This is a genomic window from Salmonella sp. 32010601201800023SM (assembly GCF_017572235.1).
In the GTDB taxonomy this organism is placed as follows: domain Bacteria; phylum Pseudomonadota; class Gammaproteobacteria; order Enterobacterales; family Enterobacteriaceae; genus Salmonella; species Salmonella enterica.
The window spans coordinates 192,556-210,429 of the sequence record NZ_JAGEQS010000007.1; the positions used below are offsets into that span (position 1 = coordinate 192,556).

Here is a 17,874-nt window from a genome sequence, read left to right on the forward strand (position 1 = left end):
ATCGAGATTGAAACACATGAAAAAAACCACATTAGCAATGAGTGCACTGGCTCTGAGTTTAGGTTTGGCATTGTCGCCTCTGTCTGCCACGGCGGCTGAAACGTCCTCTTCAGCAATGACTGCCCAGCAGATGCCAAGCCTGGCACCGATGCTCGAAAAAGTGATGCCATCGGTGGTCAGTATTAATGTAGAAGGTAGCACCACGGTGAATACGCCGCGTATGCCGCGTAATTTCCAGCAGTTCTTTGGCGATGACTCCCCGTTCTGCCAGGACGGTTCTCCGTTCCAGAATTCTCCGTTCTGCCAGGGCGGCGGTAACGGCGGCAACGGCGGTCAACAACAGAAATTCATGGCGCTGGGCTCCGGCGTAATTATTGACGCCGCGAAGGGCTACGTCGTCACCAACAACCACGTGGTTGATAATGCCAGCGTGATTAAAGTACAGCTTAGCGATGGGCGTAAATTCGATGCTAAAGTGGTGGGCAAAGATCCGCGTTCTGATATCGCGCTGATTCAAATTCAGAATCCGAAGAACCTGACGGCGATTAAGCTGGCGGACTCCGACGCGCTGCGCGTGGGGGATTATACCGTCGCTATTGGTAACCCGTTTGGTCTGGGCGAAACGGTGACGTCAGGTATCGTTTCGGCGCTGGGGCGTAGCGGCCTGAACGTAGAAAATTACGAGAACTTTATTCAGACCGACGCCGCGATTAACCGCGGTAACTCCGGCGGCGCGCTGGTGAACCTGAACGGTGAGCTGATCGGTATTAACACCGCGATTCTGGCGCCGGACGGCGGCAACATCGGTATCGGCTTCGCTATCCCCAGTAACATGGTGAAAAACCTGACGTCGCAGATGGTGGAATACGGCCAGGTGAAACGCGGCGAACTGGGGATCATGGGGACTGAGCTGAATTCCGAATTGGCGAAAGCGATGAAAGTCGACGCCCAGCGAGGCGCGTTCGTCAGCCAGGTGATGCCGAATTCGTCCGCGGCGAAAGCGGGTATCAAAGCCGGGGATGTCATTACCTCGCTGAACGGTAAACCGATCAGCAGCTTTGCGGCGCTGCGCGCTCAGGTCGGCACTATGCCGGTCGGCAGCAAAATCAGCCTCGGTCTGCTGCGTGAAGGTAAAGCGATTACGGTGAATCTGGAACTGCAGCAGAGCAGCCAGAGTCAGGTTGATTCCAGCACCATCTTCAGCGGGATTGAAGGCGCTGAAATGAGCAATAAAGGCCAGGATAAAGGCGTTGTGGTGAGCAGCGTGAAAGCGAACTCACCCGCCGCGCAAATTGGCCTCAAAAAAGGCGATGTGATTATCGGCGCTAACCAGCAGCCGGTGAAAAATATCGCCGAGCTGCGTAAGATTCTCGACAGCAAGCCGTCGGTTCTGGCGCTGAATATTCAGCGTGGTGATAGTTCTATTTATTTGCTGATGCAGTAATCACCTTTGTCCCCCTTCCGCCATGGAAGGGGGCAACACTTTTCTGTGAAACCCCCCACAACTCCATACTTATTTGCACCGTTTTGTGCATTTGCACAATGTCGAGACCTGTCATCTTCCTTATGCTTGTGCTCTGCTCACAGGAGGGATTTATGGCTGGCTGGCATCTTGATACCAAAATGGCGCAGGATATCGTGGCGCGCACTATGCGCATCATCGATACCAATATCAACGTAATGGATGCCCGCGGGCGCATTATCGGCAGCGGCGATCGGGAACGTATTGGTGAATTGCACGAAGGCGCGCTGTTAGTACTGTCGCAAGGCCGGGTTGTGGATATCGACGACGCCGTGGCGCGACACCTGCACGGGGTGCGTCAGGGGATTAATCTTCCCTTACGCCTTGAGGGCGAAATTGTTGGCGTGATCGGTCTCACCGGCGAACCAGAGCATCTGCGTAAATATGGCGAACTGGTGTGTATGACTGCCGAAATGATGCTGGAGCAGTCGCGGTTAATGCACCTTTTGGCGCAGGATAGCCGTTTGCGTGAAGAGCTGGTGATGAACCTGATTCAGGCCGAAGAAAATACGCCGGCGCTGGTGGAATGGGCGCAGCGTTTGGGGATCGATTTGAACCAGCCGCGTGTGGCGGCGGTGGTGGAAGTCGACAGCGGCCAGCTTGGCGTCGATAGCGCAATGGCGGAACTTCAGCAGTTGCAGAATGCGCTTACCACGCCGGAGCGTAACAACCTGATAGCCATTGTTTCCCTCACCGAGATGGTGGTGCTCAAACCCGCCTTAAACTCGTTTGGTCGCTGGGACGCTGAAGATCATCGTAAGCGCGTAGAGCAGCTTATCTCGCGAATGAAAGAGAATGGTCAGCTACGTTTTCGCGTGGCGCTGGGCAATTACTTTACCGGGCCGGGCAGTATTGCACGCTCATACCGCACGGCGCGCACCACGATGATGGTCGGCAAACAGCGGATGCCAGAGAGCCGCAGCTATTTTTATCAGGATTTGATGCTGCCGGTTCTGTTAGATAGCCTGCGTGGCGGCTGGCAGGCCAATGAGCTGGCGCGCCCGCTGGTAAAACTCAAAGCGATGGATAACAACGGGTTATTACGTCGGACGCTGACGGCGTGGTTTCGCCATAATGTCCAGCCGCTGGCGACCTCTAAGGCGCTGTTTATTCATCGTAACACGCTGGAATATCGGCTAAATCGTATTTCGGAACTGACCGGGCTGGATTTGGGAAATTTTGACGATCGGCTGTTGCTGTATGTGGCGCTACAATTGGATGAACAGCGTTAAGCCCGGCGGCGCTACGCTTATCAGGCCTACGGGGATATATCTGTAGGCCGGATAAGGCGTAACACGTCGCCATCCGGCAACACACAGCTTACTTACGGGTAAGCTTGTCCAGATCGGCTTCGATTTCACTGATCTTATTCGCGACGACGCTTTCCAGGTGGCGCAAGTCGTCGAGGATCTTACGTTTGAGATCGAGTTCTGAGCGGTCGCGCTGGCAGATTTGGTCCAGCTCGTCAATCACATAGCGTAGGTTAGGGCTAATCTCCTGTACCTCTTTATAACCCTGACCGATGCCATCGGCCACCACCGTTTTACGCTGGCGTGGATACTTAAACTTCACGCTTTTAGCAAAGAATTCACCTCTATCCTTTTGAAAATAGATTTTCAGGATATCGTTATTGGCTTCTTGCCGCAGGCTGTAACGATCGATTTCCTCAGGATTGGTAATGCCCAGACTTTTTAGATTGTCATACATAGCGGTATCCTTCATCACACTATAACTTTTGAATAATTAACGAAAAATTGGTTTTTCGCCACCAGTGTATACAAAAAAAGCGCGGTTGATCGCAGAAGACGTCTCGGCAACGTCATGAGCAAAAGGGCGGCGGTTATTGATAGCTTAAGTAATTCAACGCGATATTCCGTTTATAGAGAAAGCGTTTGAAGTCAGTGTGGGAAATTGACCGGAGGCAGTGGTCGATAACCTTGAGAGGCGGAGTCTATGTCCGGAACGTATAATGCTACTATTCGCCGGGTGGTGGTTTCCGCCTGGATAGGAAACTCCATTGAATATTATGATTTTCTATTATACGGCCTGGCAAGCGCGCTGGTATTTGGCCCGCTTTTTTTTCCTGGCGCCAGCCCATTGACTGCAACGTTATCTTCTTTTGCCAGTTTCGGCGTGGGATTTATCTCCCGACCGCTGGGCGCGCTATTTTTTGGCAACAGGGGAGATACGCTTGGGCGTAAAAACACGTTATTAATTACGTTAGGGGGGATGGGCGCGGTCACGTTTCTCATCGGTTGCCTGCCTTCTTACGCCAGTATTGGCGCGCTGGCGCCTGCTTTACTGGTTATTCTGCGTTTTCTACAGGGATTTATGGTTGGAGGCGAATGGGGAGGCGCCATGTTGATGGTCGTGGAATATGCTGCTGGAAAGCACCGGGGGCGGTTAAGCGCGCTATCGCAAACAGGAGGACTCACGGGACAATTATTGGCGACAGGCGTATTTATAGTCGTGACCCAATTACCGCAGGAGGCGTTGTTATCGTGGGGATGGCGTATTCCTTTTCTGCTCAGTGCGCTTTTGGTGTTGCCTGGATTATATATGCGTCATCGTCTGGATGAGACGCCTGTCTTCCGTGCGTTTAAAAAGCAGCAGGCCATTAATCATAGGCAGCAAAGAGAAGAAAGGCCGGTGGTCAAAGTAGTACGAGAACAATGGCGCAGCATTTTGCTGATTATAATTCTGCGTTTTGCGGAAAGCGTTCCCTTTTTTCTTGCTACCGTCTTCGCGGTTTCCTGGGCGACGACGCAGCTTGGGATTGCCAGCCTGACTATTCTGTACATTGTAATGTTCACCTGTCTGCTGGCGTATCCCATGCACGTGCTATTTGGCATCATGTCGGATCGGCGTGGCTGCCGTCAGGTGTATATTTTCGGCGCGCTTTTTGTCGCGGCAATGGCTTTTCCCTTTTTCTGGCTGCTGGAAAGCCGTTCGCTCATACTGATGACAATGGGCTACGTTCTGCTTATTAACATTGGTCATAATTCACTGAATGCCGTGCAACCTTCTTTTTTCGCCGGACTGTTTCATCCGCCTGTACGCTACAGCGGTTCATCAATTGGCGCTCAGTTGGGGGCGGTTGTGGCAGGGGGATTCACGCCGTTTATCGCTAAAGCGTTAAGCGCAGTCTATGATAACAGTTGGGCGTTGGTTGCCGGTTATGTCGTTTTGACTGCGTTGGCTTCGGCGTTTGCGGCAAAGATTGCGCCGGAAACCGTGTTACCGCATTCGCCGTAATGCAAAGGGGGGCTGTCGCCCCCGCTTTTCACTCGCTTAATCAATAGTGCGCAATAATTCGTTAATGCCCACTTTACCACGCGTTTTGGCGTCGACTTTTTTCACGATCACCGCGCAGTACAGACTGTACTTACCGTCTTTTGACGGCAGGTTGCCGGAAACGACCACGGAGCCCGCCGGTACGCGGCCATAGTGAACTTCACCGGTTTCGCGATCGTAGATTTTGGTGCTCTGGCCGAGGTATACGCCCATGGAAATGACGGAACCTTCTTCGACAATGACGCCTTCCACGACTTCAGAACGCGCGCCAATAAAGCAGTTGTCTTCAATGATGGTCGGGTTAGCCTGCAGCGGCTCCAGTACGCCGCCGATACCCACGCCGCCGGAAAGGTGAACATTTTTACCAATCTGCGCACAGGAACCCACCGTCGCCCAGGTGTCAACCATGGTGCCTTCGTCAACGTAGGCGCCGATGTTAACGTAAGACGGCATCAGCACGGTGTTGCGGGCGATAAATGCGCCCTGACGAACGGCCGCAGGCGGAACGACGCGGAAGCCTTCTTTCTGAAAACGCGCTTCGTCGTAATCAGCGAATTTCATCGGGACTTTATCGAAGTAGCGGCTTTCCGCACCGTCGATAACCTGGTTATCGTTAATACGGAAAGAGAGCAGAACCGCTTTCTTCAACCACTGGTGAGTGACCCACTGACCGTCGATTTTTTCTGCGACACGCAGCGCGCCGGAATCAAGTAGAGAAATGACCTGGTTTACTGCCTCTCGGGTCACGGTATCTACATTAGCCGGCGTAATATCGGCGCGGCGCTCAAAAGCGGTCTCAATAACGTTCTGTAACTGCTGCATTGTTAAACTCTTTCATATAAATAAACACACTACCCTTTATCGTTTGGATTGAGGGCCGCTGTCAACCGTTGTTGCACCTCAAGTTGCAGCACATTATTAAGTGCGCGCCGATCCGCTGTGGCGATTATGAATAAATCTTCTACTCGTTCACCAATGGTTGTAATTCGGGCGCCATGAAGCGAAATTCCCAGATCGGCAAAAATTTGTCCGACCCTGGCCAGCAGACCAGGTTGATCGAGCGCGATCAATTCCATGAATGATTTTCTGTCGGTATGGGTGGGCAGAAAATTGACTTCCGTTTCGACCGTAAAGTGCCGTAACTTTGCCGGTTGCCGACGCGGCTGCGGCGGCTGCCAGCTACGCTGCGTAATGGTCTGTTCAAGACCGGTGCGAATAATGTCATGGCGATCCGCCGCCAGCGGGCTGCCGTCTGGTTCCAGAACGATAAACGTATCCATTGCCATGCCGTCGCGAGTGGTAAAGATCTGCGCGTCATGGACGCTTAAATTACGCCTGTCCAGCTCGGCGCAGACGGCGGCAAACAGATAGGGTCTGTCCGGACTCCAGATAAAAATTTCGGTTCCGCCGCGCGTGGCCTGCGGACTGAGCAACACTAAGGGTTGGCTCAGATCGTGCTGCAATAAATGGCGTGCGTGCCAGGCGAGCTGATTTGGACTATGACGAACAAAATAGTTAGCGCGACAGCGAGTCCAGATTTTATGCAGCGCGGCTTCATCAATATTGTCCATTCGCAGCAGCGCCAGCGCCTGAAGCTGATGGTGACGCACGCGCTCACGCATATCCGGCGTATTTTGCATTCCACGCCTGAGCTGTTTTTCCGTGGCGAAGTACAGCTCGCGCAGCAGGCTCTGTTTCCAGCTATTCCACAAGGTTTCGTTGGTCGCGCAGATGTCCGCGACGGTCAGGCAGACCAGAAAACGCAGCCGTGTTTCGGTTTGCACCTCTTCGGCAAACTGCTTGATGACTTCCGGATCCTGGATGTCGCGGCGCTGGGCGGTGACTGACATTAGCAGGTGTTGGCGCACCAGCCACGCGACCAGTTGCGTTTCGCGTGAGTTCAAACCGTGCAGTTCGGCGAAGGTGAGTACATCCTGCGCGCCCAGTACCGAATGGTCGCCGCCGCGACCTTTCGCAATATCGTGGAACAGCGCGGCGATCAGGATCAGTTCCGGATGGGGAAGCCGCGGCCAGAGATCGACGCATAGCGGATGGCGCTGGCGCGTCTCTTCTTTCGCAAAGCTCTCCAGTTTGAGCATTACGCGGATGGTGTGTTCATCCACCGTGTATGCGTGGAACAGGTCAAACTGCATTTGTCCGACGATGTGCGACCACTGCGGCATATAAGCCCACAGTACGCTGTGGCGATGCATGGGCAGCAGGCCGCGGCTGACCGCGCCGGGATGGCGCAGCATACTAAGAAACAGAGTGCGCGCCTCCGGGATGTAACACAGCGGTTGGCTCAGGTGGCGGCGGGCGTGGCGCAAATGGCGTAACGTCGTAGAGTAGATGCCGGTGATCGCGCTATTGCGCACCATCATATAAAACATGCGCAGGATCGCTTGCGGTTCGCGGATAAACAGCGTGTCGTCACGCAGATCAATGAGCGTGCCGCGCAGTTGAAACTCATCGTCAACAGGACGTGGTTTTTCATCCGCAGGTAGCGCCAGAATCGCCTCGTCAAATAGCTGAAGCAGCATCTGATTAAGTTCGCTCACCCGACGCGTAACCCGGAAGTAGTCTTTCATCATCCGCTCAACCGGATCATTGCCCTCGCCGCTGTAGTTAAGGCGTTGAGCGACGCTTAACTGGCGGTCGAACAGCAGGCGGTTATCGTAGCGGCTGACCACCAGATGTAGCGCAAAGCGAATGCGCCACAGGATATGCAGGCACTCGTTGAGCTCCGCGCGTTCAGCCGGGGTTAAAAAGCCGAATCCCACCATCTCATCGAGCGAGGTAGCGCCGAAGTGACGTCGGGCGACCCACTGTAACGTATGGATATCGCGCAGGCCGCCGGGGCTGCTTTTAATATCCGGCTCCAGATTATAGCTGGTGCCGTGATAGCGCTGGTGGCGCTGGTTCTGCTCTTCTACTTTGGCGGCGTAAAATTTGTCGGACGGCCAAAAACCTTCGCTGAAAATATGTTTTTGTAGTGCCAGAAACAGAGCGACATCACCGATCAGCAGGCGCGTTTCGATGAGGTTTGTCGCAACGGTTAAATCTGACAGACCTTCCAGCAGACACTCTTCCAGCGTACGTACGCTATGCCCGACATCCAGCTTGACGTCCCAAAGTAAAGTCAGCAGCTCGCCGACCTTTTGCGCCTGTTCATCAGGCAGCTTTTTGCGGCTTAAAATGAGCAGATCAATATCGGAAAGCGGATGCAGTTCGCCGCGTCCATAGCCGCCGACGGCGACCAGCGCCAGATCGGCAATCTGACCGAAACCGGCCTCAATCCACAGGCGTTGCAACAACTGGTCGATAAATTCGGTACGGGCTTCAATAAGCTGTTCAGCACAAATGCCGCTGTCAAATGCCTCTCCCAGCCAGTGTTGAAAGATGTCGATGCGGGCTTTGATACCGGCGACGGTCAGTTCAGCGCGCGGCCAGACGCCAGGGTTTTGCGGCTGGTCAGGGAGGGTGGGGAGTGCGGTATTCGCGTGCTGTTCAGGAAGAGTATTCATATGCGCCACCCATTAAAAAGCCGGATAATGGCGTGAACGCCTTATCCGGCCTACGTATTTACTCTTCATCCTTCAAGTTGCTTCTACGTTGGCTGCGCTCGTTCACTCCAGTCACGTACTTATGTACGCTCCTGAAGATTCACTCTCTTGCCGCCTTGAGGCAACTCGAATGATTTTGAGTAAAGGTGTAATTTGTAGGCCTGATAAGATGCGAAGGCATCGCCATCAGGCAAAACATTATTCGTCGTGTGTGATGATCGCCGGGATGGTGTCATCTTTACGCAGCGTCAGAATTTCACAGCCGTTTTCTGTTACCACAATAGTATGCTCGTACTGAGCAGACAAGCTGCGGTCTTTGGTTTTTACCGTCCAGCCGTCTTTCATGGTGCGGATACGGTAATCCCCGGCGTTCAGCATCGGTTCAATGGTAAAGGTCATGCCAGGCTGCAACACGACGCCGCCATCGTCTGCATCATAATGCAGCACCTGCGGTTCTTCATGGAAGCCGCGACCAATACCGTGTCCGCAGTATTCACGTACCACGGAGAAACCTTCGCCTTCGGCATATTTCTGGATGGCGGCGCCAATGGTGCGCAGGCGGATGCCCGGTTTCACCATTTTGATGCCCAGATACAGGCTCTCTTGCGTGACGCGGCACAGACGCTCGCCGAGAATGGTCGGTTTGCCGACGATAAACATCTTCGAGGTATCGCCGTGGAATTCATCTTTAATCACGGTCACGTCGATGTTGACGATATCACCATCTTTCAGATGTTTAGCGTCATCCGGAATGCCGTGGCACACCACTTCATTAATAGAGATACAGACGGATTTCGGATAACCGTGATAGCCGAGGCAGGCGGAGATCGCGTGTTGTTCGTTAACGATGTAATCGTTACAGATACGGTCCAGTTCGCCGGTGGTGACGCCCGGTTTGATATACGGTTCGATCATTTCCAGCACTTCGGCTGCCAGACGGCCCGCGACGCGCATTTTTTCGATGTCTTCAGATGTCTTGATAGAGATAGCCATGAATTCTGTCCATCAGTGCCGATGATTTCGGCAATAATTGTGTAAGTGCTGACAATGGTATCAGTCAGGGGTGTACCCTGCCAAATTGAGAATCATTCTGAACTTCGCCTTTCGTGCCACAGGTGCGTTGGCGACATTTTTTCACCCCAGTCACTTATTGGCCGTAAGCTCCAGGGGATTCAAAAATTTGCCGCCTGCCTGTAACACGAAATTCATCGTTCAATTCAGCACTGAGTGCCAACAATTATTGGTGTCGGTGGCGTATTTGTGGTATAAAGCGCGCCGGACTTCCGATCCATTCGAAGACTACACACGATGGACGGGAGCGACAAATCTCACTTTGTGTAACAACACACACGTATCGGCACATATTCCGGGGTGCCCTTTGGGGTCGGTAATATGGGATACGTGGAGGCATAACCCCAACTTAATCTATAGAGGTTTTAAATCATGGCAACTGTTTCCATGCGCGACATGCTCAAGGCTGGTGTTCACTTTGGTCACCAGACCCGTTACTGGAACCCGAAAATGAAGCCTTTCATCTTCGGCGCGCGTAACAAAGTTCACATCATCAACCTTGAGAAAACTGTACCGATGTTCAACGAAGCTCTGGCTGAACTGAACAAGATCTCTGCTCGTAAAGGTAAAATCCTTTTCGTTGGTACTAAACGCGCTGCAAGCGAAGCGGTGAAAGAAGCTGCTAACAGCTGCGACCAGTTCTTCGTGAACCATCGCTGGCTGGGCGGTATGCTGACTAACTGGAAAACAGTTCGTCAGTCCATCAAACGTCTGAAAGACCTGGAAACTCAGTCTCAGGACGGTACTTTCGAAAAGCTGACCAAGAAAGAAGCGCTGATGCGTACTCGTGAGCTTGAGAAACTGGAAAACAGCCTGGGCGGTATCAAAGACATGGGCGGTCTGCCGGACGCTCTGTTCGTTATCGATGCTGACCACGAGCACATTGCTATCAAAGAAGCGAACAACCTGGGTATCCCGGTATTTGCTATCGTTGATACCAACTCTGATCCGGACGGCGTTGACTTCGTTATCCCGGGTAACGATGACGCAATCCGTGCTGTTAGCCTGTACCTGGGCGCTGTCGCTGCAACCGTTCGTGAAGGCCGTTCTCAGGATCTGGCTTCCCAGGCGGAAGAAAGCTTCGTAGAAGCCGAGTAATAAGGCTTGATAACTCCCTAAAATAGTTCGAGTTGCAGGAAGGCGGCAAGCTCGAGAATTCCCGGGAGCTTACATCAGTAAGTGACCGGGATGAGCGAGTGAAGGCAACGCGCCTGCGGCTCGAAATATGAAGGGGAGAGCCCTTATAGACCAGGTAGTATCACGTTTGGTTAGGGGGCCTGTATATGGCCCCCTTTTTCACTTTTATATCTGTGCGGTTTGATGCCGGGCAGATCAAATCTTTCGAGGATTTTAGAATGGCTGAAATTACCGCATCCCTGGTAAAAGAGCTGCGTGAGCGTACCGGCGCAGGCATGATGGATTGCAAAAAAGCGCTGACTGAAGCGAATGGCGACATTGAGCTGGCAATCGAAAACATGCGTAAGTCCGGCGCTATCAAAGCGGCGAAAAAAGCAGGCAACGTGGCTGCTGACGGCGTAATCAAAACCAAAATCGACGGCAACGTCGCTTTCATTCTGGAAGTTAACTGCCAGACTGACTTCGTGGCTAAAGATGCTGGCTTCCAGGCATTTGCTGACAAAGTGCTGGACGCCGCTGTTGCTGGCAAAATCACTGACGTAGAAGTTCTGAAAGCACAGTTCGAAGAAGAGCGCGTTGCTCTGGTAGCGAAAATCGGCGAGAACATCAACATTCGTCGCGTCGCTTCCCTGGAAGGCGACGTTCTGGGTTCTTACCAGCACGGTGCGCGCATCGGCGTTCTGGTTGCCGCTAAAGGCGCTGACGAAGAGCTGGTTAAGCAGCTGGCGATGCACGTTGCGGCAAGCAAGCCGGAATTCGTTAAGCCGGAAGACGTGTCTGCTGACGTGGTAGAGAAAGAGTACCAGGTACAGCTGGACATCGCGATGCAGTCCGGTAAGCCGAAAGAAATCGCAGAGAAAATGGTTGAAGGCCGCATGAAGAAATTCACCGGCGAAGTTTCTCTGACTGGTCAGCCTTTCGTCATGGAACCGAGCAAATCTGTTGGCCAACTGCTGAAAGAGCACAACGCTGACGTGACTGGCTTCATCCGCTTTGAAGTGGGCGAAGGCATTGAGAAAGTCGAGACTGACTTTGCAGCAGAAGTTGCTGCGATGTCTAAGCAGTCCTGATTTTCCTGAGGAGCCGCCTGAGGGCGGCTTCTTTTTGCGCCTCTCTTGTAAAATCAGCCGACGCCTGGCGTCTGCGCTGAAATGCGACGTACAATGTCGCCGGAATTAACTCATATCAATCGTTGACAGTCTCAGGAAAGAAACATGGCTACCAATGCAAAACCCGTCTATAAACGCATTCTGCTTAAATTAAGCGGCGAAGCTCTGCAGGGTACGGAAGGCTTCGGTATTGATGCAAGCATACTGGATCGTATGGCTCAGGAAATCAAAGAACTGGTTGAACTGGGTATTCAGGTTGGTGTGGTGATTGGCGGTGGTAACCTGTTCCGTGGCGCGGGTCTGGCAAAAGCGGGGATGAACCGCGTTGTGGGCGACCACATGGGCATGTTGGCCACCGTCATGAACGGCCTGGCAATGCGTGATGCGCTTCACCGCGCCTATGTGAACGCCCGCCTGATGTCGGCAATTCCTTTAAACGGCGTGTGCGACAACTACAGTTGGGCCGAGGCGATTAGCCTGCTGCGTAATAACCGTGTTGTGATTCTGTCTGCAGGTACGGGTAACCCGTTCTTCACTACCGACTCTGCGGCCTGTCTGCGCGGGATCGAAATTGAAGCGGATGTCGTACTGAAAGCGACCAAAGTGGATGGTGTATTCACTGCCGATCCGGCAAAAGATCCTTCCGCGACCATGTACGATCAGCTGACCTACAGCGAAGTGCTGGATAAAGAGCTGAAAGTGATGGATCTGGCGGCGTTCACGCTGGCTCGTGACCACAAACTGCCGATTCGTGTTTTCAACATGAACAAACCGGGCGCGCTGCGTCGTGTGGTGATGGGCGAAAAAGAAGGGACGTTAATCACGGAATAATTCCCGTGAGCGCCAAATACGGGTAAGATTCTGTTCTATTGACGGGTCTTATTACCTGGCAGAAATTAAACGAGACTATACTTAGCACATCTTTATATTGTGTGACCGTCTGGTCTGACTGAGACTAGTTTTCAAGGATTCGTAACGTGATTAGCGATATCAGAAAAGATGCTGAAGTACGCATGGAAAAATGCGTTGAAGCGTTCAAAACCCAAATCAGCAAAGTGCGCACGGGTCGTGCTTCTCCCAGCCTGCTGGATGGTATTGTCGTAGAATACTATGGCACTCCGACCCCGCTGCGCCAGTTGGCAAGCGTAACGGTAGAAGACTCCCGTACCTTAAAAATTAACGTGTTTGACCGTTCTATGGGGCCAGCCGTTGAAAAAGCGATCATGGCGTCAGACCTCGGTTTGAATCCAAGCTCTGCGGGCACCGACATTCGCGTTCCGCTGCCGCCGCTGACCGAAGAACGTCGTAAAGATCTGACGAAAATTGTCCGTGGCGAAGCGGAGCAGGCGCGTGTCGCCGTTCGTAACGTCCGTCGTGATGCGAACGATAAAGTAAAAGCTCTGCTGAAAGATAAAGCGATCAGTGAAGATGACGATCGTCGCTCTCAGGAAGAAGTACAGAAAATGACCGACGCGGCAATTAAGAAAGTTGATGCGGCGTTGGCAGATAAAGAAGCAGAACTGATGCAGTTCTGATTGATCTGTACGCAGATATAAACTCATTCCACCGCTAACCTGGCGGATGAGTGGTGTACAAAGCGCCGCGCAGAAGACATTATCAGGTCTCCTGTGCGGCGTTTTGCTTTTTATTCCGTTTCAACACTTCTGGACGTTTCATGAAGCAATTAACCATTCTGGGCTCGACCGGCTCTATTGGTTGCAGCACACTGGACGTGGTGCGCCATAATCCTGATAGCTTCCGCGTTATCGCGCTGGTGGCGGGTAAAAATGTCGCCCGCATGGCGGAGCAGTGCCTGGAGTTCTCGCCGCGTTATGCCGTGATGGACGATACGTCGAGCGCAGAACAGCTCAAAATAATGCTTCAGCAGCATGGCAGCCGCACCGAGGTTCTGAGCGGTCAGCAGGCTGCCTGTGAGATGGCGGCGCTTGATGAGGTCGGGCATGTGATGGCGGCCATTGTGGGCGCGGCTGGTTTACTGCCGACCCTGGCGGCGATTCGCGCAGGAAAGACGATTCTGCTGGCGAATAAAGAATCGCTGGTGACCTGCGGGCGGCTGTTTATGGACGAAGTAAAACGCAGCAACGCCCGGCTTTTACCCGTCGATAGCGAACATAACGCGATTTTTCAGAGTTTGCCGCAATCTATTCAGCATAATCTGGGATACGCTGACCTTGAGCAAAATGGCGTAACGTCGATTTTGCTTACCGGGTCTGGTGGCCCGTTTCGTGAAACGCCAATGTGCGATCTGGCAGCGATGACGCCGGATCAGGCATGTCGTCATCCGAACTGGTCGATGGGGCGAAAAATCTCCGTCGACTCCGCCACCATGATGAATAAAGGTCTGGAATACATTGAAGCGCGTTGGTTATTTAATGCCAGCGCACGTCAGATGGAAGTGTTGATCCATCCGCAATCGGTCATTCATTCGATGGTGCGTTATCAGGACGGCAGCGTCCTGGCGCAGCTTGGAGAACCTGACATGCGTACGCCTATTGCGCATACGATGGCATGGCCGAATCGCGTCACGTCCGGCGCGCAGCCGCTTGATTTTTGCAAACTCAGCGCGCTGACGTTTAGCGCGCCAGATTATCAGCGTTATCCGTGCCTGAAGCTGGCGATGGAGGCGTTTGAGCAAGGTCAGGCGGCAACGACGGCGCTCAATGCGGCAAACGAAATCACCGTTGCCGCGTTTCTGGCGCAACAGATTCGTTTTACCGATATCGCCGGGCTCAATTTAGCGGTGCTGGAGAGGATGGATTTACAGGAACCGGCAAGCGTTGAGGACGTATTGCAGGTTGACGCCATCGCGCGTGAAGTAGCCAGAAAACAAGTGATACGGCTCTCACGCTGACGATTATCCCGCGACAGAAGATCGTGCTATTTGTTAGCGTTGGGCTTCGGTGATATAGTCTGCGCCACCTGATCGCAGGTTTTTGGCTTTTTTCGGTCAGGTTAGCCGTGGTTTTACACGGCTTTTTTGTGGATACACAAAATCATTCAGGACGCATCGGGACGGCAGGCGAGTACGTTCCCGGCGTGCGCAGACAGCGCACGACAGGGGCGATGACGCGCGGTCATCCGCGAAGCGAACCGAAGAGAATGTGTATAAAGGCTTCAGTATTCCTGAGTACCGCTAAATCCTTTCAGGGACAAAAAACGCGTTATGTTGTCTGCAACTCAACCAGTAAGCGAAAATTTGCCAGCGCATGGCTGCCGTCATGTTGCAATAATTATGGATGGCAATGGTCGCTGGGCGAAAAAGCAAGGGAAGATCCGGGCCTTTGGGCATAAAGCCGGGGCGAAGTCCGTCCGGCGAGCGGTCTCTTTTGCTGCCAATAACGGTATTGATGCGTTAACGCTGTATGCCTTTAGTAGTGAAAACTGGAACCGACCGGCGCAGGAAGTGAGCGCGTTAATGGAGCTGTTTGTGTGGGCGCTGGATAGCGAAGTCAAAAGCCTGCACCGCCATAACGTTCGCCTGCGTATTATCGGCGATATCAGTCGATTCAACTCACGTTTACAAGAACGTATTCGCAAATCAGAAGCGCTTACCGCCCATAATACGGGTCTAACGCTGAATATCGCTGCGAATTACGGCGGACGTTGGGATATTGTCCAGGGAGTCCGACAACTGGCGGAACAGGTGCAGGCTGGAGTGCTGCGCCCCGATCAGATTGATGAAGAGAGACTAGGCCAGCAAATCTGTATGCATGAGCTGGCGCCTGTGGATTTAGTAATTAGGACTGGGGGAGAGCATCGCATTAGTAACTTTTTGCTTTGGCAAATTGCCTATGCCGAACTTTACTTTACGGATGTTCTTTGGCCCGATTTCGATGAACAAGACTTTGAAGGTGCGCTGCATGCCTTTGCTAATCGAGAGCGTCGTTTCGGCGGTACCGAGCCTGGTGATGACAAAGCCTGATGGGGGTTGCTTTTGCTGAAGTATCGCCTGATTTCTGCTTTTGTGTTAATACCCGCGGTCATCGCTGCGCTTTTTTTATTGCCGCCGGTGGGGTTCGCCATTATTACGCTGGTTGTCTGTATGCTGGCCGCGTGGGAATGGGGACAGTTAAGCGGTTTCGCCGCGCGTTCACAGCGGGTTTGGCTGGCGGTGCTGTGTGGTCTGTTATTGGCGCTGATGCTATTTTTGTTGCCTGAGTATCATCACAACATTCGTCAACCGCTGGTTGAGATGTCGCTTTGGGCATCGTTAGGATGGTGGGTTGTCGCGCTACTGCTGGTGCTATTTTATCCCGGTTCGGCGGCAATCTGGCGCAACTCAAAAACATTGCGTCTCATTTTCGGTTTGTTAACTATTGTGCCATTTTTCTGGGGCATGCTGGCGCTGCGCGCCTGGCACTATGACGAGAATCATTACAGTGGCGCAATATGGCTACTCTATGTCATGATCCTGGTCTGGGGAGCGGACTCTGGCGCGTATATGTTTGGTAAATTATTTGGCAAACATAAGCTGGCGCCGAAGGTTTCCCCGGGTAAAACCTGGCAAGGGTTTATCGGCGGGCTTGCTACGGCTGCCGTGATCTCATGGGGTTACGGTATGTGGGCGAATCTGAATGTTGCGCCTGTTATCTTGCTGATTTGCTCTGTAGTGGCGGCTCTGGCTTCTGTACTGGGCGACCTCACCGAGAGTATGTTTAAGCGCGAAGCAGGAATTAAGGATAGCGGCCACTTGATTCCAGGCCATGGCGGCATTCTGGACCGAATTGACAGCCTGACGGCTGCCGTACCGGTCTTTGCTTGCCTGTTGTTACTGGTGTTCAGGACGCTCTAACGGAAGGTTTTATGCTGAGTATTCTCTGGAATCTGGCTGCATTCATCATCGCACTGGGCGTGCTGATCACTGTGCATGAATTTGGTCATTTCTGGGTTGCCCGGCGCTGCGGTGTGCGAGTTGAGCGCTTTTCCATCGGTTTTGGCAAAGCGCTCTGGCGTCGTACCGATCGGTACGGCACCGAGTATGTCATCGCCCTGATCCCGCTGGGCGGCTACGTCAAAATGCTGGATGAGCGCGCCGAACCGGTAGCGCCGGAATTGCGTCGTCACGCCTTCAATAACAAAACGGTGGGCCAGCGCGCCGCAATTATTGCCGCAGGTCCGGTTGCGAACTTCATTTTTGCTATCTTTGCTTACTGGCTGGTCTTTATCATCGGCGTCCCTGGCGTTCGTCCGGTCATTGGCGAAATAACGCCCAACTCGATTGCTGCGCAGGCGCAAATTGCGCCTGGTACGGAACTTAAAGCCGTTGATGGTATCGAAACCCCTGATTGGGATGCCGTGCGTTTACAACTGGTGTCCAAAATTGGCGATCAGCAGACGACGGTGAGCGTCGCGCCGTTTGGTAGCGACCAGCGGCAGGATAAAACGCTTGATTTACGTCACTGGGCATTTGAGCCTGATAAGCAAGATCCTGTATCTTCTTTAGGGATTCGGCCCCGCGGGCCACAGATTGAACCGGTACTGTCAGAAGTGCAGGCGAATTCCGCAGCCAGTAAAGCGGGTTTGCAAGCGGGCGACAGGATCGTTAAAGTCGATGGTCAGCCGTTAACGCAGTGGATGAAATTCGTGACGTTTGTACGCGATAATCCCGGTAAGCCGTTAGCGTTAGAGATTGAAAGGCAGGGGAGCGCCTTGTCGTTGACGTTAACCCCGGATACGAAATCGGTTAACGGAAAGGCGGAAGGGTTTGCAGGCGTGGTGCCTAAAATTATTCCTCTGCCGGAAGAGTACAAGACTATACGCCAGTATGGGCCTTTTAGCGCCATCCTCGAAGCCACGGATAAGACGTGGCAGTTGATGAAGCTGACGGTCAGTATGCTGGGTAAATTGATAACCGGTGATGTGAAACTGAACAACCTCAGTGGGCCGATTTCTATCGCTCAGGGGGCTGGGATGTCAGCGGAGTTCGGGGTGATTTATTACCTGATGTTCCTTGCGCTAATCAGCGTGAACTTAGGGATAATTAACCTGTTTCCGCTGCCCGTTCTTGACGGGGGTCATCTGCTGTTCCTGGCGATTGAAAAGCTTAAGGGCGGGCCGGTATCCGAGCGGGTTCAAGACTTTAGTTATCGCATTGGCTCGATTTTGCTGGTGTTGTTAATGGGGCTTGCACTTTTCAATGATTTCTCTCGGTTGTAAG

At 52.9% G+C, this 17,874-nt stretch carries 15 protein-coding genes; 11 read left to right on the plus strand and 4 right to left on the minus strand.

Annotation, left to right across the window (positions count from 1 at the left end; genetic code table 11):
* Window positions 1-16: 16 nt before the first annotated feature.
* Window positions 17-1,444 carry a serine endoprotease DegP gene (gene degP / locus J4617_RS19630; protein ID WP_000753958.1) on the plus strand — a complete coding sequence of 476 codons (1,428 nt, stop codon included), beginning with the start codon at window positions 17-19 and terminating at the stop codon, window positions 1,442-1,444.
* A 152-nt stretch (window positions 1,445-1,596) separates the two neighbouring features.
* Window positions 1,597-2,754, plus strand: a complete 1,158-nt coding sequence (gene cdaR / locus J4617_RS19635) for a DNA-binding transcriptional regulator CdaR (RefSeq protein WP_000929420.1) — start codon at window positions 1,597-1,599, stop codon at window positions 2,752-2,754.
* An 88-nt stretch (window positions 2,755-2,842) separates the two neighbouring features.
* Here the strand turns inward: cdaR and J4617_RS19640 are convergent, their stop codons facing one another.
* Window positions 2,843-3,229 (minus strand): DUF3461 family protein, encoded by a 387-nt coding sequence (locus J4617_RS19640; protein ID WP_000272193.1) that lies wholly within the window; start codon window positions 3,227-3,229, stop codon window positions 2,843-2,845.
* Between the two features lie 246 nt (window positions 3,230-3,475).
* Here J4617_RS19640 and J4617_RS19645 point away from each other — a divergent pair, with 246 nt between their 5' ends.
* Complete coding sequence (locus J4617_RS19645; protein ID WP_000017194.1) at window positions 3,476-4,777, plus strand: MFS transporter; 1,302 nt, start codon at window positions 3,476-3,478, stop codon at window positions 4,775-4,777.
* A gap of 36 nt (window positions 4,778-4,813) precedes the next feature.
* Here J4617_RS19645 and dapD read toward each other — a convergent pair whose 3' ends face one another.
* From dapD to map, 3 genes are all read right to left on the minus strand, one after another.
* Complete coding sequence (gene dapD, locus J4617_RS19650) at window positions 4,814-5,638, minus strand: 2,3,4,5-tetrahydropyridine-2,6-dicarboxylate N-succinyltransferase (protein WP_001186673.1); 825 nt, start codon at window positions 5,636-5,638, stop codon at window positions 4,814-4,816.
* A gap of 29 nt (window positions 5,639-5,667) precedes the next feature.
* A complete protein-coding gene (gene glnD, locus J4617_RS19655) occupies window positions 5,668-8,340 on the minus strand; it encodes a bifunctional uridylyltransferase/uridylyl-removing protein GlnD (protein ID WP_017465927.1) in 2,673 nt (890 codons plus the stop codon).
* A 237-nt stretch (window positions 8,341-8,577) separates the two neighbouring features.
* A complete protein-coding gene (gene map / locus J4617_RS19660) occupies window positions 8,578-9,372 on the minus strand; it encodes a type I methionyl aminopeptidase (protein ID WP_001018214.1) in 795 nt (264 codons plus the stop codon).
* Window positions 9,373-9,822: 450 nt separating this feature from the next.
* On the opposite strand from map, the gene rpsB reads away from it, so the two are divergent.
* The 8 genes from rpsB to rseP all read left to right on the plus strand — a co-directional run bounded on the left by rpsB (window position 9,823) and on the right by rseP (window position 17,873).
* Window positions 9,823-10,548, plus strand: coding sequence for a 30S ribosomal protein S2 (gene rpsB / locus J4617_RS19665; RefSeq protein ID WP_000246886.1), 726 nt, complete (start codon window positions 9,823-9,825; stop codon window positions 10,546-10,548).
* A gap of 257 nt (window positions 10,549-10,805) precedes the next feature.
* Window positions 10,806-11,657, plus strand: a complete 852-nt coding sequence (gene tsf, locus J4617_RS19670) for a translation elongation factor Ts (RefSeq protein ID WP_000808106.1) — start codon at window positions 10,806-10,808, stop codon at window positions 11,655-11,657.
* 144 nt (window positions 11,658-11,801) lie between these two features.
* Window positions 11,802-12,527 carry a UMP kinase gene (gene pyrH, locus J4617_RS19675; RefSeq protein WP_000224567.1) on the plus strand — a complete coding sequence of 242 codons (726 nt, stop codon included), beginning with the start codon at window positions 11,802-11,804 and terminating at the stop codon, window positions 12,525-12,527.
* A 146-nt stretch (window positions 12,528-12,673) separates the two neighbouring features.
* Window positions 12,674-13,231 (plus strand): ribosome recycling factor, encoded by a 558-nt coding sequence (gene frr, locus J4617_RS19680; protein WP_000622423.1) that lies wholly within the window; start codon window positions 12,674-12,676, stop codon window positions 13,229-13,231.
* Window positions 13,232-13,371: 140 nt separating this feature from the next.
* Window positions 13,372-14,568: a 1-deoxy-D-xylulose-5-phosphate reductoisomerase gene (gene ispC, locus J4617_RS19685; protein ID WP_000811905.1), complete on the plus strand. Its 1,197-nt coding sequence runs from the start codon at window positions 13,372-13,374 to the stop codon at window positions 14,566-14,568.
* A 312-nt stretch (window positions 14,569-14,880) separates the two neighbouring features.
* On the plus strand, window positions 14,881-15,639 hold the full coding sequence (ispU, locus tag J4617_RS19690; RefSeq protein ID WP_000947413.1) for a (2E,6E)-farnesyl-diphosphate-specific ditrans,polycis-undecaprenyl-diphosphate synthase: 759 nt from the start codon (window positions 14,881-14,883) through the stop codon (window positions 15,637-15,639).
* A gap of 12 nt (window positions 15,640-15,651) precedes the next feature.
* A complete protein-coding gene (cdsA, locus tag J4617_RS19695) occupies window positions 15,652-16,509 on the plus strand; it encodes a phosphatidate cytidylyltransferase (RefSeq protein WP_000922422.1) in 858 nt (285 codons plus the stop codon).
* 11 nt (window positions 16,510-16,520) lie between these two features.
* Window positions 16,521-17,873 carry a sigma E protease regulator RseP gene (gene rseP / locus J4617_RS19700; RefSeq protein ID WP_000949017.1) on the plus strand — a complete coding sequence of 451 codons (1,353 nt, stop codon included), beginning with the start codon at window positions 16,521-16,523 and terminating at the stop codon, window positions 17,871-17,873.
* Window position 17,874: the final 1 nt, after the last annotated feature.